The following is a 26723-nucleotide window of genomic DNA, read 5'->3' as shown; positions in this document are numbered from 1 at the left end:
GAACTCCTGGACTGAGCCGTCCGGCAACTTTCGGAACCAGTCCAAGGAGCAGTCCCACCTGTGAACAGCAATACCTGGCTTGTAGCCGGGCTCGGAAACCCCGGGCCCGGCTACAGCCGTAACCGGCACAACGTCGGCCAGATGGTCCTGGACGAGGCCGCCGCCCGGATGGGCGGCCGCTTCAAAACGCACAAGGCGCGCGCCCAGGTCGCCGAGGGCCGGATCTCCCTTGGCGGCCCACGCGTGGTGCTGGCCAAGCCCATGACTTATATGAATCTCTCCGGGGGACCCGTGTCTGCCCTGGCCCGGTTCTACGGTATTGATCCGGCGCAGGTCATCGCCGTGCACGATGAGATCGATATCCCGTTCAATACCGTCAAGCTCAAGCTTGGCGGCGGCGAAGGCGGTCACAACGGCCTGCGCGACATCAGCAAGGCCCTGGGGACCAAGGACTACCTTCGGGTGCGGGTTGGCGTGGGACGTCCGCCGGGACGGATGGAAACCGCAGACTATGTCCTGAAGGACTTTGGATCCGCCGAGTCGAAGGAGCTTCCCTTCCTGATCTCCGATGCGGCCGACGCGCTGGAAGTCCTTATTACGGAGGGCCTGACCGCCGCGCAGCAGAAGTTCCACGGCGGGTCCTGAACCCGGTCAGGCGGTAAAGCCCCATGTCAACGCATACAAGTAGTGCGGGGCATTTTTAGGGTATTTAACCCGTGCCGCCAGGGGCCATGAGGGGCATTGTTTGCGCCTGAACCCAGGCCTAGACTGGCCGTAGCCTTCGGGCTCCTGAAGCGGGGCCGGCGTCGGGAGGCCTCCGAGACTGGGCCACCCCCATCCCGGCGTCGGTCCCTTTTTCACCATCCAGGTGAGAGTTCCCCGTGGCAAGTGAACCAAGACTGAAATCTCCCCTGAAGCCTGCGCAAATGCATACCTTCCTATGGACGCATTTGCAGCGTACCCTTCTACCCAGTGGACTCTGCGGATGCGGTTAGTCCCTAAACGGGTGCGTATTGGGGGACGGTCATGGCTCGGTCATTCAACGGGGTAGTAGTGGACCGTGCGCCGGCGCAGGTATTGGCCGGTTCTGAATGGGCCTAGATTCCTGGTCAGTGCCGCTGGTCGGACGCGCGGAGAGTCTGCGGGCAGTGGAAGCAGCGCGGGACGCGGGCCGCGGTTCCCTGATCCTTGGACCCCAGGGAATCGGGAAGACTTCGCTGGCAAATGCGGTCGCTGAAGGATCCGACGGTTTTTGCGTGGTGAGTATCCATGGCACTGAGGTTTCGCGGCGGACACCCTACGGCGCGCTCGCCTGGTTGTTGACCCAGCTCTCCGAAGACATCCACGCCGGCGCAGCGGCTTCCGGGCCTTTGCTGGTGTTCCAAGGACTGGCTGCCCTGCTGCGCCGAAATGCCCGGCAGCGGCCAATCCTGCTCTGTGTCTTCAACGCACACCACCTGGACGACTCCAGCGCCCTGATCATCGCCCAGCTGGCACGCAGCGCTGATGTCACCGTCGTTGCCACAGCGACTGATTTGCCAAGCTCCCCGGCGGAAATATTCTCGCTCTGGTCGGATGGGTTGCTCCAGCGCGTTGACCTGGAGCCACTCACCCTGCGGCAGACCAAGACTTTGATGGAGAAGAAGCTCCATGGTCCCGTCTCGCTGCGGGCGGCAGCTGCCATGTGGAAAGCGACGGAGGGAAACCCCCAGTTCATCCTTTTGATGGCAGATGAACAGGTTGCAGCCGGGACGCTGGTGGAGGCCGGCGGAGCGTGGGTTGCGGCGGGCCCCTTCGTCCGGTCCGGGGCGATTGCTGAAGTTGTGGGGGCAGAATTGGCCCGCATGAGCGCGGCCGAACGCAGGATCGTGGAAATCCTCTCCTTCGTCGGCGCACTGACGCTCCCTGAAATTCTGAAACTGGTGGACGCGGAGGCACTGGACAGTCTCCAGGAAAAAGGGATCCTGACCTTCAGCGGCACAGCCATGCCGATGGTGCGGGTCAGCAGTACCACCCTTTCGGCGGTAGTCACCGGCAGCGTTCCACTGGGCAGGAGCCGTGAACTCTGGGAAGAAGTTACCGCAGACCTGGACGTTTCCGGCGGACTGGATCCAGCGGCCGTCCCCGGCTACGTCGCCTGGTCACTGGCATGCGAGGCTGTCCCGCCGGTTTCCCTGGTTGAGCAGGCAGCCCGGCTGGCAAATACGGGCGGCGAACACCGGCGTGCCCTGGCCTATGCCAGGAGTGTGGCTCCCAGGTCCCGCAGCCGGGACCTGGTGACCGAGGAAATCCGTGCCCTGGTGGCGCTGGGGGAGAACCACCAAGCGCTTTCCGTTCTGCAGGACCACGAGCTGGACCGGAGCACCCCGCAGGACGGCAGCTGGGTAGCCCTGGTGCTGCAGAAAGCAGCGCTTCTGCGCACTATGCCGGGTGGCTCCGGAGGCACCGTATACGCGGAGATCCGCGCCGGCCTGGGCGGATGCGTGGACGGCGCCGGGACCGAAGCTGAGGCGGCAGTGACCCTTGCCGAAGCGGATTTACTCCTTGCCGAGGGGCGCTACAAGGATGCAGCCGCGCCAATGCTGAGCCTCGCGGCGGATCCAGGTGCGGCGCCGGATATCCGTTCCCGTGCCACAGCCATGGCGGCGGAAGCGCTTGCCGTGACGGGTCAGGCCGCCCAGGGCATGGAATTACTGGAGGACACGGCCGCTCTGCTGGAGGTGCCGATGAGCGCCCGGGAGCAGGCAGCAATGCTGACACGGATCTTTTTGGCATGCTTTGCCGCCGGCGAGTACCAGCGTGCGCTGGACCTGCTCGCGGAGGTGGGCAGCGCCGGACCGAAATGGTCATACCGGGGCAGCGGGGCGGAACTCGCGACCGGGCTGATCCGGGCTGCCTCCGGACAGGCTGACGAGGCGCTGGACTCGCTGCTGCCCGGAATCAGCCAGCTGAGGTACTCCGATCCGGAGAACCTGATGCCGCTTGCTGCTGCCCTCACCGCGTACTCCTACCGGCTGCGGGGCGACACTGAAAATGCCATGTCCTATGTGGCCATGGCCCCACGGTTCCGGCACCGTCCGGACTGGTACCCGGAACACAGCACCGCCTACTTCCGTGCGCTTGCCGCCCACGCCGAAAGCCCTGTCCTGCTGGCGCACAAACTCCGCCAGCTCGCGGAGGACACCTTGGCCCTCTCGAATGTTTCCTGCGCGCTGTCCTGCCTGGGGGCAGCGGCTTCGCTGGGAGACGGGCCCGCCGCCGTCGAACTTCATACCGTGGCGACAGCTGCCAGCGGACGCTGGGCAGCTGCGCTGGCTGACTATGCTGCCGGACGCATTTCAAGCGACGCAGGGCTCCTGCTCCGGGCAGCGGAGGGAGCCTCGGAACTTGGACATCATTTGTTCGCCCACCGTGCAGCCGTCCTGGTCCGGTCACAGGGGCCGGCGGCCACCGGAAGGAGCATTGCCCGGGCGGCGCTGACCGTGGAGAACAACAGCTTCCGGAAACTGCGGCGGGAGAACAGCCTGGAACGCCGGGTAAAGGAACTCACCGAATTCGAGACCGAGCTCGTTCGCCTGGCCGCGGGGGAAATGACCCGCGCCGATATAGCGGCTGAGCTGAGCCTGTCGCCGCGTACGATCGACTGGCACCTGGGTAAGATCTTCGACAAGCTCCACGTTTCGGGCCGATCCGAGCTGAAGGAAGCCCTGGGCTAGTCCTCAGGTGGGGGAGAAACATGCAAAGTTTCGCGTCGCAGCCGATGGTGGGCCGTGATGATGAGGTGCAGGCAGTCCTGGCCAGCCTGCGTTCCGGGCAGCTCCATGGCGCCCTCGTGGTGGCGGAAGCGGGACTGGGCAAAAGCGCGCTGGCACAGGTGGTGGTCGGGGTACTGGAAACAGCCATGCCCGTCCACCGCGTCCATGCAAGTTCCGCCTTAACAGGCATTCCGTACGGAGCCCTCGCTCCGCTGCTGCCGGACCTCTCAGCCAGTGATACCAACTCTCCACTGGCAGTCATGCGCGCCCTGCTCCAAAAGCTGCGGCCGGCATCCGGGCCCGGGGACAACGAAATTCCACTGGTGGTGGTGGACGATGCGCACGCCCTGGACGAGGCCAGCGCCGATCTGCTTTCCCAGCTGCTGGCCTCCGGAACGATCCGGGTACTTATCCTGACCCGCAGCATCACCGCGATCCCGGCCGGGATACCCGACCAGGTGTGGAGCGGCACCATCTCCCGCCACCACCTCGCGCCGCTGACGGAGGAACAGGTACACGAGCTGTGCCGCCAGATTCTCGACGGACCGGTTTTGAGCACGACGTCGAGTGAGCTGAGCCGGATGAGCGGGGGAAACCCCATGTTCGTGCACGCCCTGGCAGCGGAGACCCGCCGGACAGGCAATCTGGTGCAGCGCAACGGCGTCTGGCTGCTCGAGGAGTTCGTGCACCCGCCCCAGGGACGGCTAGGGGACCTGCTGAAGGCGCAGCTTTCCGGTCTCTCCAGCGAGGAGCGGGAAACCATGGAAATCATCGCCCTCGCCGAGCCGCTGCCGGTTGGCGTGGCTTTCCGGCTGGGCCTGCACCGTTCCGTGGACGCGCTGACCGCAGCCAACCTGGTCAGCGTGGAGGACGGCGGCCAGCGGCTGCTGCGTCCGCGCCATCCGCTCTACGGAGAGGTGGTGCGCCATATGGTCCCCGCAGCCCGCTCCGCCCGTCTGCGGCAGCGGGTGCATGCGGTGCTGCCCGATCGCCACGAATCCATCGACGGGCTGCTGCGCAGCGTCGCGTGGTCATTGGATTGCGGTGCGTCAGTTCCTGATGAACAGCTGCTGCAGGCGGCATACATGGCGAACAACTTCTTCGACAGCAATTTCGCCCTCCGTGCCGCCGGCGAGGTACGCCGGGAGGAGCTGCGGCCGGCAGCCGGCGTGCAGGCAGCACGGGCACACTACCAGCGCGGGAACTACGCTGCCGCCCGGGACCTGGTCTCCGGAACAGTGGAGGCTGCCTCAGACCTGACTACGGCCAAGCTGGGCACACTGATCGATGTCCAGGTACGCCAGCACCTGGATGGTGGGGGAGCCAGGCTGCGGGAACCGCTGCAGACCTGGCAGGAAGCCGTCGACCGGATTGAGGCCGCAGCCCGGGCTGCCGGAACCTTTGACGAGAAACTGGAGCAGGACGCCGTTTCGTCCCGCCGCGGAGTGAGGCTGCTCGGGCTGCTGAGCGACGTCGCGGAGGGGCACTTCCGCACGGCCCTCACCGGCCTGACTGCCCTGCTGGAGGAGGCGCAGCGAGTCGAGGACATCGAGGCCACGGCGGTGGCGCTGTCGCTTCTGGGCGACGTGTATACGGCTACGGGACGGGCCGAAACCGCAGTAAACCTGACCAGAGAAGCACTGACCATCGTGACAGGAAACGACCACAGGTTCCTTTCCTACTACCAGTTCGTCCTCCACCGGCATCTCTCTGCCCTCCTCTGGGCGGGGTACTGGGACGAAGTCCGCAGCTGCGTACAGAAAAAGGGCGGGATCTCTGCCCGGGCTCTGGTCCACACCGGGGGAGCTGTGGACTTTTGCTTCGCGGTGATGCACCTGCGCCGGGGGCAGCTGGCAGAGGCACTTCCTAAACTGGCCGCAGCCGTCGAAGGGCTGCGGAGCCATGACCCTGAAGGCCTGCTTCCGCTGGCCCTGGCGCTCAGTTCGCATGTCTCGGCCCAACAGGGCGATATTGCCATGGCGGATCAACTGCTCCAGGACTTCGACCAGCTCGGACCGCGTGGCTCTGTCCACTACCAGACCATGGCAGCCGGCAACAGGATTGCCGGCACTTACCGGCGCACCCACGATCCACGCGCGCTGAAAGACCTCCGCGATCTTGCAGACCAGGCCGAGGAACGCGGATTGGTGGCTGCGGAGTTCGATCTGCGCAACATCAGCATCCGCATGGGGGACCCCACGGGGATGAGCAGGCTGCTGAAACTCAGCGATGATTTCCAAGGTCCGCAGGCGCGGGCCGTGAATGGGTTCACGCGTGCCGTGCTGGACCAGGATGTCCCTTCGCTGCTGCGGCTTGCTGCCGAACCCTCCGACTATGACACGGAAGCGCTGGGTTCCCTGGCCCTACAGGAGGCCCTGCGGCTGGCGCGGGCCAGCGGTGACCGTGCCCTGATTCAGCGGGTGCAGCGGGCGGTCGGCAAGACCTCAGAGAAAACTGCCGGGCAGCGGAAACAGCCGGCGGCTCCCGCGCTGACGCGCCGCGAGAAGGACGTGGCGGCCCTCGTGCTTAAGGGATACCGCAATGCCGAGATCGCCGAACGGTTGTTCCTCTCCGTCCGGACCGTGGAAGGCCACATTTACCGGACCTTCGAAAAGCTTGGGATCAGCAAACGCGACGAACTGAGCGCCGACCTGCTGGGAGAGTAAGGAACCGCCGGCGGTGCAGGATTGAACAGCCTTCCTCGCAGGAGGAACGCCATCCCCGATCAAGGGGTTCGTCCAAGTAGCAGCGCCCCGGGAACTTCCCAATTACGCGGGCACCGAGGCGCAAAAGCCCGTATGCATTACGTGTAGGCGCGGCTTCTCCGGGACCATAGCATCGGTCCTCGACCGGCAATTGAGTCCGGCGCGACGAACCGGAGTGAGTCAATGCCCGTTGTCCCCCACAGCCGACCGGACACCCTTGCCCAAACGCGGGACCGCCGGCCGTACTTACTGGCGGGGCGTGCAGAGGCGGTCCGTTCAGTGCTCGAGGCAGTGGAACTCAGCGGCGGGGCTGTGATCGTTGGCCGGGAGGGCATCGGCAAGACTGCCCTGGTCAATCACGTTGCCGCCGCCGTCACTGACCGCTTCCACGTTGTTTATGTCCGGGGCAGCACTGTCTCAGCCCGAAGCAGCTACGGAGCACTGGGCTGGCTGCTCAGTGATCTCCCGGAGGGAATCCTGGACAACCCGGTCCAGGTCCTGGCTGAGCTGAAAACCTACCTGCGGCACCGCGCTGCGGGGAAGCCTGTCCTTTTGGTTCTGGACAACGCCCATGAACTTGATCCGCAGAGCCAGATGGTCACGGCCCAGCTGGCCGGGCAGCAGGCGGTGACGCTGCTGGCGACCACACCTGATCTGCTCCGCTGTGGAGAAGGGCTGGTGCGCCTGTGGTCTGACGGTGTCCTGCGGCGGACAGATCTTGGTCCGCTGGAAAACCCGGATGCACGCGCACTAATGGAAACCGTGGCGGGCGGACGATTGTCCGCGCTCGCTGTTCGGACGGTTTGGGCAGACACCCAGGGGAACCCGCTCTTTACGTCCCTGCTGTGCCGTGACCAGATCGCTGCCGGCCGCATCCAGCACCGTGGTGGAACCTGGACGTTGACCGGGCCGCTGACATACGCCGGTGAGATTTCCGATTGGATGGAGAGCTGGTACCGCTCCCTGCCTGCGCCGGAACGCCGGGTCATTGAACTCGCTTCCCTGTGCCCGGGCATACCGGTTGGCACTCTGCTGGACGTTGCGGACCCCGATGCGGTGGATGCGCTGGAGGAACGAGACGTGCTCCGGGTCAGTCCGCAGAGCGGCTCCGTGTACGTGCGGGAACGTCTTTACGCCAGGCTGGTCGCCAGGCTGGTGCCGGTGGGGCGCTCGTTTGACCTCTGGCATGACCTTTTGGCCACAGGACCGGATTTGGAGCGCTTTCCGGACACGGCGGCGAAGGCCTACGCCTCCTGGTCGGCGGCGTCGGGGGCCCGGCTCGCGCCTGGCCTGGCCCGGCGCGCGGGCGCAGCGGCCATTGCAGCCGGCGACCCGGAGGCGGCGCTGAAGATCAGTGAGGCTGTCCCTGATTACCGCAGTAACCCCGAAGTGATGCTTGAACGGGGCAGGGCCCTGGCTGCCCTGGCCCGGATACAGGAAGCGGAAGCCGAATTGGAGGCAGTGGTGCTGCTGGGGGAACCGGCAACCACCGTGGCTGCCCATCTGGAACTTGCACTGGCCCGGTGTACCCTTCCCCATCCTGCGGCCGCACCGGCAACCAGCATCACCGCCGCGGAGAATGCTGCCGCCGCGCTGCCTGCAGACTCCCGGAAGAGCGCCGGACAGTGCGCCGTGGTAATCAGGGCGGCCCTGGCGGTCCGGGAGGCGGAACCGCGCCTGCTGCCACAGGGACTTGAAAGGATATGGGAGGACAGGTCCGTTGCCGAGGCAATCCGGTTGATGGCCGGTGCGGCGCACGCCCAGGCGCTTGCCATGGCAGGCCGGAGCGACGCCGCCGCTGCCGCAGCGGGGAGGCTCTGGAACGACCTGCAATCCGCAGAATACCTGCCCCACCTTCACGGCGGGGAAATCCTCACCGGCTCCATTTCGGCCTACATCCTGTGTGGAGACTTCACCACCGCGCTGGAAGTCATAACGAAAGCAACCGGACTTCGCTACCTCGACGCCCATCTGGATTCCTGGGCTGAGCTCCCTGCGGGAATCGTCCATGCCCTGAGCGGACGGGCGGATGCTGCCCTGGCGTACCTGATCCCGGCATGCAGGCAACTGGAATCAAAGGACCCGGCGGATTTGCTGCCGTTGGCCTATGCCGCAGCTGCCTACTGCTACGCCGTGAAACAGGACTGGGACCGGATGCGGGAAACACTGGTCGCCGCACCAGCGTTCCGGGGCCGTCCGGCGACTTCAGTCCTGGCGGTGACCAAGTACTTCCGGACAGCAGCGGCGCTGGAAGGAAAGCCGGCTGCGGGAGCGGCCCGGCCGCTGGTGGTCCAGGGCAGGGAGGCACAGCGGCGGGGTTCCTTTGCCGAAGCTGTGCTGTGTTACGGTGCCGCGGCCATCGCCGGGGACCGGACGGCGGCCGGACTTCTGGCAGCGGTTTCCGCCTCCGGCACGGGCGACGCCGCCCGGATGTACCAGCAGCTTGCTGCAGGACTGCAGCAGCAGAACGGTCCGCTGCTGCTGGATGCGGCCGGGCGGGCGGTCCACCTGGGGAACTACGGATTGGGTTACAAGGCGGCACAAGCTGCGCACGATGCTGCGGCCGCGGCCCAGGACAGGGAAATGGTCCGGCGCTCGCGGGTCATGGCCAATGAGTGTTACCGCTACCTGGCGGATGCCCACAGCATCGGCCACCGCCTTGGACAGCTGTCCGAGTTCGAGCGGGATCTGGCGGTCCGTGCGGCAGACGGCGAAAGCAGCATACGCCTGGGCAGCGCACTGCACCTTTCCTCTCGAACGATCGACTGGCATCTTGGCCGGATTTTCCAGAAGCTCCACGTTTCGGGCAGGTCCGAACTGCGGCGTCTCCTCGGCGGGCAGGTGATTGGGGTGGAAAAAGGAGACGCGAAGCCCTCCGGCAAGTAGCCGCCGCGTAAGCACCGGTACCTTTCCAAGTACCGAACCCAAATTTCACGGTTGTGATTCGGGTAGAGGTCGGTGATTACTGGTGACAGGTACTCGTGTTGGCAACAGAGGGGACTACCTAGTCTGTTGAACGCCTGCCTGCACGGCGCAAGACGGGTTGCTGGATAGAAGAGGTCTCGCTGTGAAAAATCATCACCCCGAAGGCGCCAACGCGCTTATGGTGCATACTGCCGATACTCCTGACATTGGAGCGGTCCAACGCAGCCAACAGCGGAGTCCCTCCCTGTTCCTTGGACGGTCGGCCCTTGTCCGCAGCGTGGCAGACCGGCTGGCTCCACAATCCGGATCATCAGGCTGCCTCCTGATTGGTGCGGCGGGCAGCGGCAAGAGTGCGCTCATGCGCCACGTCCTGCAGATCCACTGCCAGGATTCCTACGTTGTTCAGGTCCGCGGATCCGCCTTTGCCGGACGCACTCCGTTCGGGGCCCTGACTTTCCTGCTCTCGGATTTGGAACCGGACACTGCATCCCACCCGGTGCTGATCCTGCGCGGCCTCACTGACCTGATCCGCAGCCGTGCCGGTGACCGAAGCGTCATCCTCGTAGTTGACAATGCCGAGGAACTCGACGAGTTCTCTGCGATGGTCCTCAGTCAGATGGTCCTGAACCGTGCAGCACGGATGATCGCCGCCTTCCGCGACTTCAGCGCGGCACCGGCGGAGTTCATGGGACTTTGGCGCGAAGGAGTGCTGACCCGGATGGACCTCGGTCCGCTGTCAGCCACCGAATGCGCCCAGCTTGCCGAGGCGGAACTTGAGGGCCCAATCTCGCGCGACGCCGCAGAGGACCTGGCTGGGATCAGCGGGGGGAATCCCAGCCAGCTGCTCGCCGCCGTCGCCGACTACCGCGACTGCGGCCGGATCCGCTTGGAAGCGGAAGTCTGGGTACTGGATCCGGATCGACGGCCTGCATATCCCCGGTTGGCGGCAGCAATGCTGCAAGCCGTGTCGGGACTCAGCCAAGGCCAGCAAAGCCTTCTCGAGACCCTTGCGCTCTGCGGCACGCTGCCCCTGAAGAAGGTCCTCGAACGGGCAGACAGCGCCGAAGTCGATGCGCTGCAGGAATCCGGGCTGCTGGAGCTCGCCCAAGTCCACGAACCGGTCCTCTCACTGGTCAATCCCGCGCTCGGTACCGTGCTGCGGTCCCAGGTTGATGGGGACCGGCGCCGGGAGCTGATGTCCTGGCTTGGCCCCGATGCCAACACATCATCACCCTGGCTCAGCGCCGAATGGTTCATGTCCATCAACGGCCAGCTCCCGCCGGGTCTGGCCGCCGCCGGGGCCCGGGAGGCGAACGAACTGGGCAACCCCCAGGCTGCAGCAGCCATCCTCAGCGTTGATCCGGAAGCTCTTTCTTCGCCTGCTGCGCTTCTGGAACTCATCCGCGCGCACCTGGACGGGGGAGCCTTCGAAACTGCTGCTGAAACGCTTTCGGAGCACCGTCCGCTGGCCAGCTCTTATCCGGCTGATCCAGCTTCCTGCAGACTGCTGATCCTTGAGAACCAGGTTCTGTGCAGGAATTCCCTGGCAGCGCCGGCTGAAGCAGTGCGGGTTGGGAGTGGGCCGGGAGCACGGCCGGAGGTGGAGCGGCCGGGCGCCCCGCGGGAGCACAGCAGTGTCCTGGACGAAGCCGAAGGGCTGCTGGCTTCTTTGAAGGAGAGCGCTGTCCCGCGCGTTGAGACGGCGGGACTGGAAGCAGAACTGATCCTGGCCCGGGCCGAATGCCGGTCACGGCATGGGGAGTACAAGGAGAACGCAGCGTTCCTTACCGGTATCTATGCCAGGGGGGATGACCTGGGCCGCCGGCTCAGGGTGCTTGCCGGTTCATGGCTCTGCGAGGCATGGGGCATCACAGGGAGGGCCGACGATGCCCTTGAGCTCGCCGCTTCCCTCTGGCAGCTGATGGCTGATGCGCCGCGCGGGACTTTCGAGGACGCTGCCGGTGCCGCTGCCAAGGCGCGGATAATCCATGCACTGCTGGTCTCCGGTGCCCTGCGGACTGCGGAGGAACTCCTGGAGAAGGGACCGGGCGGGAATGAAGAGGGCGAATTGGGCGGGACTGTCCGCCAGTTGTGCAGCGGACTGCTGCACGCCTATGCGGGGCGTCCTGCAGCAGCGACGTCGCAGTTAATCCCTGCCCTCAGCCAGCTTTCGGTCGCCGATCCTCTGGGGCTGAAACCGGCCGCGGCGTCCGCTGCTGCCTACGCAGCAGCACTGCAGGGCCGGCAGGAACGAGCCGAATGCTTCCTCAAAACTGCCGCCACGGCTTCCGGGGGAACGCCGTCATGGGCACTGCGGCGGACGGGCAGGCACTTCGCCCTCCTGGCAGAGGCGGCTCTCGGTTCTCCACGGGCGGTGCCTGGACTCCTGCTCCTGGCGGACGATGATGACCGCCAGCAGACATATTCATTCAGTTTGCTGGCGCTGCTGGCCGCTGTCCGCCTGGGCAGCACAGGTTCAGTGGAGCGCCTGCTCGACACCGCCTGCACTGTGCAGGGCGGTTTTGGAGTGCTCTGCGAGAACTATGCGAAGGGACTGGGAAATCTCGACGCGCAGCTCCTGCTCCAGGCGGCGGAAGCCGCAGGAGCGGACGGGCACGAACTGCTGGCACAGGAAACAGGCGAGCGTGCCCTGGAAGTCGCGTCCGGCGTGGGGGACCGGGCCACTGTTCGGTTTATCCACCGTAACCGCCGGATGAACTCCCAGGAGGGGGAGGGTGACAGCGAGGTAGAAGACTGCCTGCGCGGGCTAACCTCCCGGGAGCGGGCGATTGCACGGCATGCGGCTGCCGGGACCAGTAACAAAATGATCGCCCAGGAGCTTTCCATTTCGGTTCGTACCGTAGAAGGCCATCTCTACCAGATCTACTCAAAACTGCATGTGGGAAGCCGGCGTGAGCTGGCGAACCTTGTCGCATCTGATAAGACTGCACGGGAAGGCGGACAGCCGTGAAGGCAGTACAGGATACCCAGGCATCGTCTTTCCAACGCACCGCGGAGGCTGAAGACATCGCCAACCGGCTGCTGGACCCGGCGCTGCGGGGCGCGGTGGTCCTGGGGCCCGATGGAATGGGGAAGACTGCTGTCGCGGCAGAAGTGCTCGCCCGCCTTGACGGGATCGTGGAGCCGTACCGCATTCACGGGAGCCCGGTTTTGTCACGGATCCCCTACGCCGTGCTCACGCCATTTATGGACAGCGGTGACGCCAGGGACCTTGAGTCTCCGCTGGTCGTCCTCCGCAATATCCGGCGCTACTTCCGGGCCCGGGCAGAAGCTGGGCATCCGCAGGCGCTGCTGGTCGTCGACGACGCCCATCACCTCGACGAAGCCAGCAGCCATGTTCTGGTTCAGCTGGCGATGTCGGGGGAACTGCGCCTGTTTGTCCTGTCGCGCAGCCGCGGAGTTCAGATCCAGGAGCTGCTGTCCTTGGCGCGGGACGGGCTGATGTCCAGGGTGGACCTCGCCCCGCTTCAGCCGGACGCAGTCCATAAGCTGTGCACCCACCTGCTTGGCGGACCCATCCTCAGCGCCTCCAGCTCCATCCTGGCCCAGATATCCGGGGGGAATCCGCTCTACGTCAAGGCTCTGATTGCAGCAGCCAAGCGAAACGGGGAGCTGGTTCAGCGCAATCAGGCCTGGTTCCTCCGTGCATTTCCCTCGGTCCTGGAACCCACGGTGCAGGACCTGGCAAAAAAGTTACTGGCCGGGCGGACACCTGCCGAACGCTCCATCCTTGAAGCCGTGGCCCTGGCAGGCTGCCTTCCACGCTCCGCCCTTGCAGCCCTGGGCAGCCACGAGGCGGTCCAGAGCCTGCTGGATGACGGGTTTCTTGACGCTGCCCCTGATGTTCCGGACCTCATCGGCTATGCACAGCCGCTCCATGCCGACGCCGTCCGCAGCCTGGTTCCACCGATGCGCAGCATGGCCATCAGAAGCCAGGTCCGTGGTCATGCACCCGGTACCGGCAGGTCTGCGTCGCTGGCGCACCTTTCCTGGGCACTGGACTGCGGCGAGCAGATCTCCGGCAGCGATCTGCTCGAGGGCGCACGCCGGGCCAATGCGGCCGGAGACTCCGAACTGGCGCACCGCCTGGCCACTGCAATCCAGGACAATTCCCTGAGCATCCCCGCACGGGTCCAGTCCGCCGTCGCCCATCTGGCGCTTGGGGACGTATCCCAGGCCAAGGGAGAACTGGACGACGCCATTGCTGCCGCACCGGACACTGCCACATTGGACTCGGCGGTCCTGGCGTCCGCCCAGCTGGTGGCTGTGTGTGCGCGGCCCGGCACCGAGATGCAGGCCTTAGCCGCTGCCTGGACCATACGCGACCGGGAGCTTGCCGGGCCCGTGGAAGGCGAAACCGGACGAGCCGCCTGGCTTGGGGCCGGGACCGCAGTACTGGCACTTTGGGGACGCATCCTGGACGGAAATCTCCTTCAGGCCGGGCCGCCGGCTTCCGGCGCCGTTAAACTGCTGGACCCGGAAGCGGGCCGGACGGCGTACTCCGCAACGCCGGTTTTCCACGAGGCCAAAGCGCTGGGCTTTGCGCTCGCGGCTGAGGTGAGGACTGCGGCCGGCACGATCGGAGAGGCAGTCCGCGCGGCACATGAGGCACGGAATGAGGTCCTGCAGGATCCGCAGGCCAGCAGTATCGTCCGCGGGCAAATCTTTGTCCGGCGGGCATGGGCTCTCCTGCACGGCGGCCGGTTCGAGAAACTGCGCCAGCTGCTCGTCGCCGAACGTACGGCGAACCCCCACTACCTGCTCGCCTACGGTGGAACAATCGGACTGTTCGAAGGCGCACTGGAGATCCATCACGGCCGATTCCGGGAAGGCCTGCTCCGGCTGCGGCCGGCCGTCGAGGCGCTTCGGTCACGAGACCCCGAGCGGTTGTTGCCCTACGCGCTGGGGATAGCAGGATACGCAGCATCGGTCACCGGTGACACAAGCCCCGCCGCCAAGTACGCCGGGGAGGTCGGGGTGATTGGCTACACCGGTCCCAAAGGCAGCTGGCTGAGTGCGCAGGCGTTTGCTGCCGCTGCCCTCGCCCCGCAGGGAACGGAACTGCCCCTGCCGCCGCAGATACGGGAACTGGCAGCGGAAGCGCGGGAACAGGGCCAGCTTGCCGCCGAGAAGGACATCCTGGAGCTCGCGCTGGCCGTTGGTGACCTGAAACAGGCCCGCCGGCTGGTCGACCTGACTGATTCCTTTGAAGGTGCCGAAGCCCTTGCGCTCAATGCTTACGCGGCTGCCGTCGCGGCAGACAATCCTGAACGGATGGTAGCGGCCGCCGATGAGGCAGTTCGATGCCGCAAGTACCTGGTGGCGGTCGAATGCATCGGCCATGCGATCCGCTATTACGGCGCCCACAACAATCTGCGGCGGCAGCGGGCACTGATTCAGCAGCTCCGGCGCCGGCGGGAAGAGCTGGCGGGAGTCACGGTGTCCTACCTGAGCCCCAGCGTGCACCAGGTCCGGCTCACCAGGAGGGAACACGAAATAGTCCATCTGCTGCTCGAGGGCGCCAGCACCAAGGATATTGCGACCCGCTTCACACTCTCGCAGCGGACCGTTGAAGGCCACGTCTACCGGATCTACGTGAAGCTCGGCATCAGCCGCCGCACGGAACTGGAAACCGTCTACCGGGCGCTGGAAGCCGAGCCGGAGGTCCACGTCGGCCGCTAGGTGTCCTGAAACTGCCTGGCCTGCACCCGCAGGCATCCCATCTGCACGTACTGCGTCACCCGCCGCGCTAATGGGGGAAGGAACAGCCAAGTAGCCCCTGGCCCCGGGCGGGTACCAACCCTTTTCCTGCAAGTGGCTCGAGCGCTTTTTGGAGTGCCTGCTACTGATGCAGACGCTTTGGGACTGACGTTGACTGAGACCGGTCAGCAGGAAGAAGTGCAAAGAAGGTCTCACATGCGCGGCTCAACCGAACCAGCGGGGCGCACTCTCATCCCGCCTGCTTACCCCGTATCCGGTACGCACAAGAATGGTCCCGCCCGGCGTTGCGCCTGGTGGGGGCCTCCACAAGCGGAGCCGGCGGCGTCGAAGTCTGCTGAGACCCAGACTTCCCCCCAGCCGCCGCCGGCTCCTTCTACCGCCCAGATCCTGGTAGGAACGAAACCGAGGACGACGGTCTCCACATGAGTGCAGAAACCCGCAGGCTCCTGCCAGAGGACTATTTCCCGCAGGAGAGCCGAACTAATCCAGGCGATGGGGTTCGCCTGCCCCACCCGGCAGCCCCGGACACCCTCACCGCAGTTGTGAACAGGGTCCGCGTCCGGAAAGGGCTTCAGAAGGCGGACGTGCACATGGACCTTGGAGCTCCTGGGGCCATGACGGCCCTGATTGATGCGCCGCTGTCCGGCACAGGACCAACAGGGTCAAAGGTGCAAGCTGATCATGCTGCCGTTCCAACCCAGCCGTACGTTTTTCCGAGCTTCGTCACCCATCCGTTCAGCAAAGGGGGTGCGGCGAGGACCGCTGCGGTGGTCTGGAACCGCCGCTACGTGCGCATCCTGACAGTTACAGATGCCCTGGTGGTTGTCGGGGCAGTCCTGGCGGGCACCGCGGCGAGATTTGGCCTCGAGCCCGCCGAACTCCAGGTGGGGCCATTCGATACCCCTTACCTTGTGCTGTCAGCAGTGATCGGCGTGGCCTGGATGCTGGCCTTGCACGTGTACCGGAGCAGGGACACACGGATAGTAGGGGTGGGACCCGATGAATACAAACGCACGATCAACGCGGCCTTTGCCGTAACGGCCGGACTGGCGTTCGCAGCGGTGGTCTTCCAACTCGACATCGCACGCGGATACATCGCGTTCATCCTGCCCGTCGGAACGGCTGGGCTAATCTGCTCCCGGTGGCTGCTGAGGCAGTGGCTCCAGCAGCAGCGCCAACGGGGAAAGTACCTGGCCCGGGTCCTTGTGCTGGGGCGTCCGCGGGACGTCCGGTACGTGGTGCACCAGATCGGATCCAGATCGCGGGCGGCCTACAAGGTGGTCGGCGTATCGCTGACAGGCAAGCGGCGGTCCTGGCTGGACGTGGACGGTACGCACCTCCCTGTTGTATCTGACGAAAACGCGGTTGTAGATGCCGTGGCCCGGGTTCGTGCCGATGCGGTCATCGTGGCCGGTCCTACCAAGGGCGGCAGCCGGTACGTCCAGGAGCTGGGATGGAAGCTGGAGGAATCAGCCACACAGCTCATCCTGACCACTGGACTTACGAACGTGGCAGGACCGCGGATCCACGCACGGCCGGTTGAAGGACTCCCGCTGATGTATGTGGAACTTCCCCAGTACACGGGCGGTAAACACGTGGTCAAAAGAGGGCTGGACATTCTGCTGTCCGGGGCTGGCCTGCTGGTTCTCCTCCCGGTCCTGGCCACGCTCGCCATATTGGTCCGCCGGGACAGTCCAGGACCCGCCATCTTTCGGCAGGAGCGCGTGGGCCGCGGTGGCGGCACCTTCGAAATGCTCAAGTTCAGGTCGATGGTGCAATCCGCGGAGGACGACCTTGAGAGCCTGCTGGACCGCAATGAAGGCAACGGCGTGCTCTTCAAGATGCAGCAGGATCCCCGTGTCACGCAGGTGGGGCGGTGGATGCGGAAGTACTCCCTGGACGAACTGCCGCAGCTCTGGAACGTCTTCCGTGGCCACATGTCACTGGTTGGGCCAAGACCACCCCTGCCCCGCGAAGTGGCGCAGTACGGAGACCGGGTGCACCGCAGGCTCTATATCAAGCCCGGGCTGACCGGTATGTGGCAAATCAACGGGCGTTCCGAACTCAACTGGAAGGACGGAGTGCGGCTGGACCTGTACTACGTCGAAAACTGGTCACTCGCAGGTGACCTCATCATTCTCTGGCGCACGGTGAAAATGCTCCGCCGGCCAGTGGGCGCGTACTAGGCAGATGAAATCCGGCTTCGGCTGGTCTCACGTCAATAAGGAAGCAGGAACCATGAAATCTCTAGTTACTGGTGCGGGCGGGTTCATTGGCGGTCACCTTGTGGCCCGTCTGATCAAGGATGGTCATGAAGTCCGGGCCGTCGACTGCAAGCCGCTTGATGAGTGGTACCAGGTTCACGACGGTGCGGAGAACATCCAGGGGGACTGCTCGCTGCTGGAGACCGCGCAGCAGGTAACCAGAGGCATGCAGCACGTTTACAACCTGGCGGCTGACATGGGGGGCATGGGGTTCATTGAGAACAACAAGGCCGCGTGCATGCTCACGGTGCTGACCAGTACGCACATGCTGGTGGCAGCCCGCGACCAGGAGGTGGAACGGTTCTTCTACAGCAGCTCAGCCTGTGTCTATGCCGCCGAACACCAGACTGACTCGAACGTCACCGCACTGCGGGAAGAGGACGCCTACCCGGCCCAGCCCGAAGACGGCTATGGCTGGGAAAAACTGTTCACGGAGCGGATGTGCCGGCACTTCCAGGAGGACTACGGCCTGCAGACCCGGGTGGCACGCTTCCATAACGTCTACGGTCCCGAAGGCACATGGGACGGCGGCCGGGAGAAGGCCCCCGCAGCGCTGTGCCGCAAGTTCGCAACCGCCTCCCTCACCGGGGATCCCAATCTGGAGATCTGGGGCGACGGCGGGCAGACACGCAGCTTTATCTACATCGACGACTGCGTGCGCGGCATCCTGGAGGTCATGAACGGGGACTCCGCCGAACCGGTCAACCTGGGCTCTGCTGAACTCGTCTCGATTAACCAGATGGCAGACCTGCTGGAACAGATCTCCGGCACCGTCGTGAACCGGCAGTACAAACTGGACGCGCCGCAGGGTGTCCGCGGCCGCAACAGCGACAATACGCTCTTCCAGTCCATCTACGGCTGGGAGCCTTCCATCTCCCTGAGGGACGGACTGGAGCAGACCTACGAGTGGATCCTGGGGCAGGTCAAGACACAGAGGGGGCTGGTTGATGCGACTTCAGGTGCATGACTTTTCCGGACATCCGTTTCAGGCAGAGCTGTCCCGTGAGCTGGCGGCGCGGGGCCATTCCGTGGACCACGTCTATTCCGCGCAGTACAGCAGCGGGAAAGGTGTTCTGGAGCGGACTCCGCAGGATCCCGCACTGCTGGGCTTCTCGCCGCTGGATTCCGGCCAGCCGTTCCGGAAGTACAGTGCGCTGGGCAGGCTGCGTTTCGAGCAGGCCTATGCGCGCACCTGGCTCGAGCACAACCAGCGCACCGCACCGGAGTGCATCGTTGCCTGCAACGTGCCGCTGCTCGCACTGGAGCAGTTCCGCCGCGCCGCCGCCCGCCGGAACCAGCCCTGGCTCCTGTGGCACCAGGATCTGTTCAGCAACGCCATCAGTGAGGAGCTGGCACGCCGGCTTCCGGCGCCGTTGGCCGGCAGCGGCAGCGCACTTGTCCGCAGGATCGAGGCCGGGATAGTCCGCAGTGCTTCGCAAGCGGTGGTGATCGGAGAAGAATTCCGGCTCGCCTACCGGAGGTGGGGACTGGATACCGGACACGTGACAGTCATCCCCAACTGGGCCCCACTTGCCGAGATAGTTCCGCGCCCGCGCGGCAATGCGTGGGCTGCGGTGCACCTGCCGGGAGAGCCCGAGTTGAGGCTGCTCTACGCAGGGACACTGGGGCGCAAGCACAACCCGCTTCTGCTTGCCGATCTGCTGCGCTCGGCCCTGGCAGCCGGTCTGCCGGCACGGCTGATCGTCGCTTCTGAAGGCGAGGGCATCGAGATGCTGCGCGCCGACCTGATGCAGGACCCGGACCTGCCGGTAACCCTGCTGCCCTTCCAACCGGCCGCGGACCTGCCGGACATGCTCGGTTCTGCCGATGTGCTCGTCACCATCCTGGAACCCGGAGCCTCCCGCTTCTCGATCCCCAGCAAGGTGATGTCCTCGCTCGCTGCCGGCCGCCCGATCCTCGGCCTGATGCCGGAGGACAATCCGGCGGCTGCGGACATCCTGGAAGCGAAGGGGTACGTGGGCCCGCCCACGGAATTCGGTGTTGCCGGTGCCGTAGCCTGGCTCCGGAACCTGACCCGGGATCCGTCTGCTGCGCAGGAACTTGGGGCCAGGGGCCGGGAACTCGCCGAAAGCCGGTTTGGGATTGTCCCGATCGCGGACCGGTTCGAGGAAGTGCTCAGACGGGCCTTGCCGGAGACTGATCCGGTTCCCGGCCGGCGTCCCCGGCCGGCGCATGCGCGGACGACACGGGGCGCCCGCAGGAAGCAGCAAAATGCTGCGGCCTAAGCCCCGCGCCACAGGGGCAAACGGCGGCGCTGCCGGGGAACGCCGCCATGCCGGTGCTGTCATTGATCTGTCCAAGGCGCCGGGCTCCAAAGAGTCCTGGGGGCGGCCCCGTCCCGTTGTGTATCTGTGGTCCGCGTGTGAACTGGTCTTTGTCACCAATCCGTGGCAGATCAGCTCCCGGCTGCGCGTCGCAGTGCTGCGTGCCTTCGGGGCGGAGATTGCCGACGGCGTGATCTTCCGTCCGCGCACCCGGGTCAAGGCGCCGTGGAAACTCCACATCGGTCCCAGGTCCTGGATCGGGGAAGGTGTGTGGTTCCATAACCAGGACCATGTCTGGATTGGAGCCGACGTCGTCATTTCCCAGGAGAGTTTCCTGACCACGGGAAGCCACCGGGTCCGCACCGACATGGGACTGGTAACCAGCCCCATCCGGATCGACGACGGCGCCTGGGTGACCTCGCGCTGCATGGTTCTGGGGGGAACCCGGATCGGCAGGTCTGCAGTCATCCAGCCGATGACCGTGGTCAAAGGAACCGTTGGCGCCAACCGGATCTACGGTGCCTCCAACCAGCCGGCGGAGCTCGGCGACCGGTTCACCGAAGAGGCAGACGGCCGGAACCCGGCCGCCCCAGGCCGGCCATGACCCCGGCGGCGTTAACGGGCCAGGTCCGCCACCGTCCCGGCCAGGAGCGGATAAATCTTCTCCGCCAGGTAGGCGTGGCCCGCGTCCGTAGGGTGGACGCCGTCGATGCCGATCAGGGAACCGTCCGTTCCGGTGAACCAGCCTTCGGCAACCGCGTCCACGTAGCTGACCTTCTCTTCTGCCGCTGCCCTGGCCATCGCCTCGTTGTTGGCGGAGATGAAGTCCGGCACGTTTGCGTCCACCCAAACCGGGCCAATCACAATGATCTCTGCCTTCGGAGCGAGGGCGCGGAGATCGGAGTACAGCGTCCGGGCTGCCTCGTACATGGCAGTGTCGCTCTGCCGGCCGTCATTGCGGCTGCCGAAGACCAGCACCACGTCCGCTTCCGGGCTCAGGCGCTCGGCGGCAGCTTCACTGAACACCAGTCCGGTGACGCCGCGGGCAAGGTAGCCGGAACCGGGCTGTGCCACCGGGTTGATCTCCACGGGCTTGTTTCCTTCATGGAACCGGGTGCCAACCAGGCTGGTCCAGTTGGCCAGGCCCTTCCCGCCTTCGTCGGAGCTGCCCACATAGGAGTCCCCGAGAATCTCGATGCGCGGAACGGCCGCCGGCCCGGTGTCGGCGGAGCGCGGAGTCTCCGGGACGGCGCTCCGCGGTGTCACGCCGGTGGCGGGTCCGGTCTGGGACAGGGCGTAGAAGGAGAGCAGCGCCGCGGCCAGGACCAGTGCCAGAAGACCAAGAATGCGCGGTCCGCGGCTTGGAATTCGGGACGAACGGTGGTTGGCGTGTCTGGTAGGCATTCCTCAACCCTAAGCCAGGCACAACGCCCGGACTAGATTCTCAAGACAAAAAAGATACCTGCTTCAGGGGGGAAGTACATGAATAAAATACCTATATCGGTTTTGATTCAGACTCGAAACGAGGAAAAAGGAATTAGCCAGTGCCTCGCGGCCTTAGCGGATTTCGACGAGGTCATTGTTGTTGATTCCAATAGCAATGACCGGACGGTTGAACTGGCCCAGGAGGCTGGCGCCCGGGTGGTCAATTTCACCTGGAACGGAGCCTTCCCCCAGAAGAAGCAGTGGCAGCTGGAGAACGTGGAAACACGCCATGACTGGCTCCTGATGCTGGACGCAGATGAGTACCCAACGCCGGACCTCATCACGGAGCTGGCCTCGATTGCCGACGATCCAGCCGAGGAGCGGGTCGCTTTCGACCTCCCGATCGCGTACTACTTTGCCGGCACCCGGCTCGAGCACGGGCACCGTGTGGTCAAGAGATCGTTCCTGCGGCGGGGCGAAAACGCGTTCTGCAACATCGATTTGCTGCATCTGCCGGGGATGGGGGAAGTGGAAGCGCACTACCAGCCCCGGCCCAGCGGCCCGGTGGGCCGCACCACCGCCCTTCTGGTGCATAACGACGCCGATCCCGTACGGACCTGGTTCGACCGGCACAACCGCTACTCCGACTGGGAGGCGTACCTACGCAACCACCCGGAAACCCGGAACAGCGTCCGCGCCTCCAAAAGCCGGCAGGGCCGGCGGTTCGACGCCGTGCCGTTCAAGCCGCTGGTGTTCTTCCTCTACAGCTATCTTCTGCGCAGAGGATTCCTGGATGGCCGTGCCGGCTTTGACTACGCCCTGGCGCTTTCCACCTATTACTGGCAGATCGGCCTTAAAAGCCGTGAGCTGGCACGCGTGGAACGCGGGGAGCCCGGTACAGAGCCGGCGAAGGAACACAACCATGGCTGACGGCCAAGCACCGGAACCGCGTCCGCTGCGGGTGCTGCAGGTCGGGGGCCTGGCCGGGCCCGGTGCGGCCGCCGGGGGAGTGTGGGCGGTGGCCAGGATGCAGAGCGCGGCCCTGGCCGCCGCCGGTGCCGCCGTCGAACTTGTGGGCGGCTGGCTCGGCGCGCCTCCCCCCGTGAAAGCGGGAACCTCCCCGCACGGAGTGCGGTACTTCCGGGTTCACCGGCCTTTCCCGGGAGCGAAGCTGCGGGGCCTGGTGAGCCTGGCCCTGCCGCGGTATGCGGCTGCGCACGGCCGCACCGCCGACGTCGTGCATGTGCACCTCTGCCGTGACTTCATCACCACGGCCGCAACACTGCTGCTGCGCCGCACCGGGGTCCCGGTGGTGGCCCAGACCCACGGGATGCTGGTGCCGTCCGTCGCTGCGCCGGTCCGGGTCTTTGACCGGATCATCACGCGGCACATGGTTCGGATCCCCGCCCTGTGGCTGACACTGACAGCGCAGGAAGAGCAGGACCTGCAGCAGCTGGGAGTCCGGCCCAGCCGGATGCGCCGCGTGGTGAACGCGGTGCCCGATCCCGTTCTGCGGTGGTCGGATCCGGAGCAGCAGGTCTTCCTGTTCGCCGCGCGGCTCGCCGCCCGCAAGCAGCCTGCCGTGTTTGTGCAGGCGGCTATTGAAGCGCTCGACGCCGGACTGGACGCCCGCTTTATCCTTGCGGGTCCGGACCAGGGCGAGGCCGAGAAGGTGCGGGCGCTGATTGCCGGCTCCGGGCACGCGGAGCGCTTTGAATTGACCGGAGAGCTCGGGCCGAAGGATGTGCAGGCGGCAATGGGGCAGTGCACGGCCTTTGTGCTGCCATCGCTCAACGAGCCCTATCCCATGGCCGTGATCGAGGCAGCTGCCCTGGGAGTGCCGCTGATTGTCAGCACGGAGTGCGGCCTGGCACCGGATCTGGAGCAGGCCGGGGCAGCCGTCCTGAGTGAACCCACCGCCGCTGCACTGGCCGAAGCCATGCGCAAACTGGGCGCAGACGCCCAAGCCCGGAACGGGCTCAGCGCCAGGGCCCTGAATCTGCACCGCGCCATCTGGTCGGCGGACATACTGGCCCAGGACCTCCTCTCCCGGTACCGGCTGGCCAGCAGCTCCAAGCAAGGCCCGGGGGCCAGGCGGAGGAAGGAAGGAACCCGATGAAAAACACGCTGGAAACGCTCAGCTACCCGGGGCCGGTGGTGCAGGAACCGAGACGCGGCCTGCAATCGGCGGTGGCGCTCGCCGCCTTCCTGATCTTCGCCGTTGTACTGCCGCTTCTGGCGCGCGGGGCAGCAGCCGTGGCATACACCGACACGGATTTCCTCATCCGGTATTCGGTGGCCCTATATGCGGCGGTCAAGATCGCGGTGCTGCTCTGGAATGCTGACATCCGCCCGGTAGCTGGAGTGTTCTGGATCTTCGTCTACACCGGCATGGGTCTGGCACCACTGGCCCAGCTGACCACGGGACGCTCCACTGCCCTGGGCATCCAGGTGGATGACGGGCTGCTGACGCTGGCCAGTTTCCTCACCCTGCTGGGGTGCATGTGCTTTGACGCCGCCTACCACGTGCGGCACCGCAGCGGACAGGCAGTCCGGCCCCGGTTCCGGAGACTTCGAAGCGTGCAGACACTGCGCTTCTTTTCCGTGGGTGCAATTGGGGCAGCCCTCGTGTACATCGTGCAGGTTGGCGGACTGGCTGTCTTCTTCCTCAGCAGGGAGGAAACCAGCGAGGCCCTGGACGCCATTAATCCGGACAGCGGCCAGGCGCTGCGGGCCATCATTTCCGCCGCCGGTTCTGTGGCCTGCCTGATTGCGCTTATCTTCTACATCCATGTGTGGCGGAACCGGCAGCGGCGGCTCGGGCTGGTGGACACCGCACTGATGGTTGCGCTGGCGGTGATCAACGCCGTCGTCAACAATCCGATCTCCAATTCGCGGTACTGGACCCTGGCAGTGCTGTTCGGCCTGCTGCTGCCGCTGATCCGGGGACGCAAAGGGATCTTCAACCTGATGCTCGCGGGCGGGGTGCTGGCGTCCATCCTGGTCTTCCCGCTTTCCGATGTGACACGGCGGGCCGCCGGAACCGGCACAGCCGTCCAGTTCGACTCCGTGTGGACCACCATCGCCACCAAGGACTATGACCAGTTCACGATGTTGGCTAACACTCTCGGTTACACCCAGGAACAGGGTTTGTCCTGGGGATACCAGGCATTAGGTGCGATGTTCTTCTGGGTGCCGCGGGTGATGTGGGCGGACAAGCCGTATGACACCGGGGTGGAAGTTGGCATGTGGATGAACAGCGCCAACCTCAACCTCTCGGCGCCGCTGTGGGCGGAGGCCTGGATCAACTTTGGGCTGATCGGGCTGATTGCGGCATTTGCCGGGCTCGGCTTCCTGGCCCGGCGGCTGGATGCCGGCTTCCGGACGGATATCCTCAGCCGCGGCTCCGTGGGATACCTGGGCATCTCCATCTTCGCCGGGTACCTGTTCATTCTGCTGCGCGGATCGTTGCTGCAGTCCATGGGCCGGCTGATGATCCTGGCGTTGTCCATCCTGATCCTCACTGCCGTGGCCGACCGCAAAGAAGGAGCAAAAACATGAGCCGGACCCTTCCCCAGCCGGCCGCGAAGCCTGGCTTCCGCGAGTCGTTCAACCGGCTGAAGCAGGCACAGAAGACCCGCAGGGGAGTGCCGCTTTACCTGCTCTGGGTCAACCGCCCAGCCGGACGGGTGGTGGCCGCGGCGCTGCGGAACACACGGATCCGGCCCAATCACGTTACCTTTGCCGGGGCGGCCCTGACTTACGGCTCCCTGCTGTGGCTGGCGTTCAGCGCCACCGCCAACCTCACCTCGGCCCTGGCCGGAGTGCTGCTGGCGCTGGGCTATGTGCTGGATTCCGCGGACGGCCAGCTGGCCCGGCTGCAGGGACGCAGCTCAGCCTATGGGGAATGGCTGGACCACATTCTGGACAACGGCCGGATCGCCGTCATGCACGTGGCAGCGTTCTGCTTCCTGCTCCGGAACACGGACCACCCGGCGCTGCTGCTGGCCGCCTGCACGGGAGCCTTCCTGCTGGCCAGTTCCACCATCTTCTTTGGCGGTGTGCTCCTGGACCAGCTTCGGCGGAACGCAACGCGCGGAGCGGGTGGGTCCGCGGGTACTGGGGTAAAACCTGATTCCGCAGGACCGGCCAACCCTGGTTTCGCTGCCCCGGCCGGATCTGCCGAGCGCCGCCGCCTGATGCGCCGTTCAGTGATCACGCTCCCGGTGGACTACGGGATGACCTGCCTGGCTTTCCTGCTGCTGCCGTGGCCGGGCGTTTTCCTGATTGCCTACGCTGTGCTGGCTGCAGCCCACGTGTTGATGTGCGCCGCATTCCTCCCCAAATGGCGGTCCGAGCTGCTGAGGCTGGGCTGAATGGGCAGACTGCGGCGCGTAGTCACTTTCGCGGACCAGGGAGTTTCCAGCCTCTCCAACTTCGTGGCCGTGGCAATCGCGGCAAACGTTGCCGGTGTCCAACAGTTCGGCCAGTTCTCCCTTGCCTACGCCGGTCTTTTGCTGTTCCTTGGCGGGCAGCGCGCATTGGTGGGGGAGACGCTGCTGGTCAGGTACTCACGGACCGGGCAGCTTACCCGTGAAATCGCCGCCGCGAGCCTGGGTGCGACGGCGCTGACAGCAGTTCCTACGGTGCTGCTTCTTCTAGCGGGGGCGGCTGCCGCCGGAGAGGAAAACGCAGGCCTGTGGCTGGTAATGGCCGCAGCTGCTCCCGTGGTGCTGCTGCAGGACAGTCTCCGCTACCTGTTCATCTGCGAGGGCACCCCCACACGGGCGCTGGCAATCGACGGCGCGTGGGCGGTCATCTCCATCGCGGCGATGCTGTCGGCCGCCCAGGCCGGCGCCGGTTTGGCGGCGGTCCTGGTGTGGTGGGGCATCGGCGCTGCGGTCGCTCTGCTGCTGGGACTGCTGCTGGCCCGGTGCGTTCCGGCTGTTCCTGCCGGAACCAGATGGTTGTGGCTCAACCGCAGTTTCGCCTTCCGCTATGCGGGGGAGTTCGCCGCGCTCAACGCGTCGTCCTTCGCTGTGCTGTATCTCCTGGCTGTTCCGCTGGGGGCGGCAGGCGTTGGCGCGCTTCGGGCCGCACAGCTGCTGTTCTCGCCGTTGAACACGGTGTTCGGTGCGCTGAAGACGGCGGTGATACCGGAGCTGGTCCGCAGCCGCGGCACCGCAACTTTCCGGGCACGGCTGGTCGAAGCGTTGGCGGTTGTCCTGGTTCTGGGTGTCGGCTGGGGTGCTGCCGTGCTGCTGCTCCCCGCCGCAGCGGGGGAATTTGTACTGGGGGAGACCTGGCAGAACGCGCAGGACCTGCGCTGGCCGTATGCCGTCCAGTATTTGGCGATGGTGCCGTACACCATTCTTCTCGCGTATTTCCGGGCGACCGAGTCCAACCAGCTCTCCACCCTGATGCGTGGCGTCCTCGCCGCGCTCACCCTGATCCTGCCCCTGGCCTTTGCTGTCCCTGGTTCCGCTCAGGCCTCGGCCTGGGGCTTCACCGCCGCGGTTGCCGTGGCAGCACTCTGCGGTGCCGCGGCCGTGATGTTGAACCGGCGCAGCCGCAGCATCCGGGACAAGGCACTGGAACACGCCGACTGACTGGGGGCGACCC

At 65.6% G+C, this 26723-nt stretch carries 16 protein-coding genes; 15 read left to right on the top strand and 1 reads right to left on the bottom strand.

The annotated features are described in order from the left end of the window. Nucleotides 1-60 precede the first annotated feature (60 nt). The 10 genes from pth to H9638_RS04610 all read left to right on the top strand — a co-directional run bounded on the left by pth (nucleotide 61) and on the right by H9638_RS04610 (nucleotide 20280). Nucleotides 61-645, top strand: coding sequence for an aminoacyl-tRNA hydrolase (pth, locus tag H9638_RS04655; RefSeq protein WP_191746043.1), 585 nt, complete (start codon nucleotides 61-63; stop codon nucleotides 643-645). A gap of 467 nt (nucleotides 646-1112) precedes the next feature. Then, on the top strand, nucleotides 1113-3716 hold the full coding sequence (locus H9638_RS04650) for an AAA family ATPase (protein WP_191746042.1): 2604 nt from the start codon (nucleotides 1113-1115) through the stop codon (nucleotides 3714-3716). Between the two features lie 20 nt (nucleotides 3717-3736). After that, on the top strand, nucleotides 3737-6421 hold the full coding sequence (locus tag H9638_RS04645) for a LuxR C-terminal-related transcriptional regulator (protein ID WP_191746041.1): 2685 nt from the start codon (nucleotides 3737-3739) through the stop codon (nucleotides 6419-6421). A gap of 222 nt (nucleotides 6422-6643) precedes the next feature. Then, complete coding sequence (locus tag H9638_RS04640) at nucleotides 6644-9346, top strand: AAA family ATPase (protein ID WP_225216997.1); 2703 nt, start codon at nucleotides 6644-6646, stop codon at nucleotides 9344-9346. A 217-nt stretch (nucleotides 9347-9563) separates the two neighbouring features. Then, complete coding sequence (locus H9638_RS04635; RefSeq protein WP_225217061.1) at nucleotides 9564-12356, top strand: LuxR C-terminal-related transcriptional regulator; 2793 nt, start codon at nucleotides 9564-9566, stop codon at nucleotides 12354-12356. Further along, nucleotides 12353-15088 carry a LuxR C-terminal-related transcriptional regulator gene (locus H9638_RS17055; RefSeq protein ID WP_191746038.1) on the top strand — a complete coding sequence of 912 codons (2736 nt, stop codon included), beginning with the start codon at nucleotides 12353-12355 and terminating at the stop codon, nucleotides 15086-15088. Before H9638_RS04635 ends, H9638_RS17055 begins: the two co-directional genes overlap by 4 nt. A gap of 707 nt (nucleotides 15089-15795) precedes the next feature. Then, on the top strand, nucleotides 15796-17313 hold the full coding sequence (locus H9638_RS04625; RefSeq protein WP_318241779.1) for a sugar transferase: 1518 nt from the start codon (nucleotides 15796-15798) through the stop codon (nucleotides 17311-17313). Nucleotides 17314-17365: 52 nt separating this feature from the next. Beyond that, complete coding sequence (locus H9638_RS04620) at nucleotides 17366-18358, top strand: NAD-dependent epimerase/dehydratase family protein (protein ID WP_191746036.1); 993 nt, start codon at nucleotides 17366-17368, stop codon at nucleotides 18356-18358. Beyond that, entirely contained in the window at nucleotides 18339-19637 is a 1299-nt protein-coding gene (locus H9638_RS04615) for a glycosyltransferase (protein ID WP_191746035.1), read from the top strand. Before H9638_RS04620 ends, H9638_RS04615 begins: the two co-directional genes overlap by 20 nt. Next, nucleotides 19624-20280, top strand: coding sequence for an LbetaH domain-containing protein (locus H9638_RS04610; protein WP_225216996.1), 657 nt, complete (start codon nucleotides 19624-19626; stop codon nucleotides 20278-20280). Before H9638_RS04615 ends, H9638_RS04610 begins: the two co-directional genes overlap by 14 nt. Before the next feature lie 11 nt (nucleotides 20281-20291). Here H9638_RS04610 and H9638_RS04605 read toward each other — a convergent pair whose 3' ends face one another. Beyond that, on the bottom strand, nucleotides 20292-21080 hold the full coding sequence (locus H9638_RS04605) for an SGNH/GDSL hydrolase family protein (RefSeq protein WP_191746034.1): 789 nt from the start codon (nucleotides 21078-21080) through the stop codon (nucleotides 20292-20294). Nucleotides 21081-21182: 102 nt separating this feature from the next. Here H9638_RS04605 and H9638_RS04600 point away from each other — a divergent pair, with 102 nt between their 5' ends. The 5 genes from H9638_RS04600 to H9638_RS04580 are packed head-to-tail and all read left to right on the top strand — an operon-like array spanning nucleotide 21183 to nucleotide 26710. Continuing rightward, nucleotides 21183-22031 carry a glycosyltransferase family 2 protein gene (locus H9638_RS04600; RefSeq protein ID WP_263599405.1) on the top strand — a complete coding sequence of 283 codons (849 nt, stop codon included), beginning with the start codon at nucleotides 21183-21185 and terminating at the stop codon, nucleotides 22029-22031. Beyond that, nucleotides 22024-23220, top strand: coding sequence for a glycosyltransferase (locus tag H9638_RS04595; RefSeq protein ID WP_191746032.1), 1197 nt, complete (start codon nucleotides 22024-22026; stop codon nucleotides 23218-23220). Before H9638_RS04600 ends, H9638_RS04595 begins: the two co-directional genes overlap by 8 nt. Further along, complete coding sequence (locus tag H9638_RS04590) at nucleotides 23217-24662, top strand: oligosaccharide repeat unit polymerase (RefSeq protein ID WP_191746031.1); 1446 nt, start codon at nucleotides 23217-23219, stop codon at nucleotides 24660-24662. Before H9638_RS04595 ends, H9638_RS04590 begins: the two co-directional genes overlap by 4 nt. Beyond that, the gene (locus H9638_RS04585) at nucleotides 24659-25477 is read left to right on the top strand and encodes a CDP-alcohol phosphatidyltransferase family protein (RefSeq protein WP_191746030.1); all 819 of its coding nucleotides are present in this window, start codon (nucleotides 24659-24661) and stop codon (nucleotides 25475-25477) included. The genes H9638_RS04590 and H9638_RS04585 overlap by 4 nt, the downstream gene beginning before the upstream one ends. Continuing rightward, nucleotides 25478-26710 carry an MATE family efflux transporter gene (locus H9638_RS04580; RefSeq protein ID WP_191746029.1) on the top strand — a complete coding sequence of 411 codons (1233 nt, stop codon included), beginning with the start codon at nucleotides 25478-25480 and terminating at the stop codon, nucleotides 26708-26710. The last annotated feature ends 13 nt before the right edge of the window (nucleotides 26711-26723 follow it).

Origin of the sequence: Arthrobacter pullicola, assembly GCF_014836875.1 — a bacterium.
Taxonomy (GTDB): domain Bacteria; phylum Actinomycetota; class Actinomycetes; order Actinomycetales; family Micrococcaceae; genus Arthrobacter_B; species Arthrobacter_B pullicola.
This window is presented reverse-complemented; position numbering and strand designations above follow the sequence as displayed.

Excerpts from the sequence above, each read along its gene's own strand:
- H9638_RS04645 (WP_191746041.1), top strand. The coding sequence starts at position 3,737 with ATGCAAAGTTTCGCGTCGCAGCCGATGGTGGGCCGTGATGATGAGGTG.
- H9638_RS04640 (WP_225216997.1), top strand. The coding sequence starts at position 6,644 with ATGCCCGTTGTCCCCCACAGCCGACCGGACACCCTTGCCCAAACGCGG.
- H9638_RS04635 (WP_225217061.1), top strand. The coding sequence starts at position 9,564 with ATGGTGCATACTGCCGATACTCCTGACATTGGAGCGGTCCAACGCAGC.
- H9638_RS04620 (WP_191746036.1), top strand. The coding sequence starts at position 17,366 with ATGAAATCTCTAGTTACTGGTGCGGGCGGGTTCATTGGCGGTCACCTT.
- H9638_RS04615 (WP_191746035.1), top strand. The coding sequence starts at position 18,339 with ATGCGACTTCAGGTGCATGACTTTTCCGGACATCCGTTTCAGGCAGAG.
- H9638_RS04610 (WP_225216996.1), top strand. The coding sequence starts at position 19,624 with ATGCTGCGGCCTAAGCCCCGCGCCACAGGGGCAAACGGCGGCGCTGCC.
- H9638_RS04605 (WP_191746034.1), bottom strand. The coding sequence starts at position 21,080 with ATGCCTACCAGACACGCCAACCACCGTTCGTCCCGAATTCCAAGCCGC.
- H9638_RS04595 (WP_191746032.1), top strand. The coding sequence starts at position 22,024 with ATGGCTGACGGCCAAGCACCGGAACCGCGTCCGCTGCGGGTGCTGCAG.
- H9638_RS04590 (WP_191746031.1), top strand. The coding sequence starts at position 23,217 with ATGAAAAACACGCTGGAAACGCTCAGCTACCCGGGGCCGGTGGTGCAG.
- H9638_RS04585 (WP_191746030.1), top strand. The coding sequence starts at position 24,659 with ATGAGCCGGACCCTTCCCCAGCCGGCCGCGAAGCCTGGCTTCCGCGAG.
- H9638_RS04580 (WP_191746029.1), top strand. The coding sequence starts at position 25,478 with ATGGGCAGACTGCGGCGCGTAGTCACTTTCGCGGACCAGGGAGTTTCC.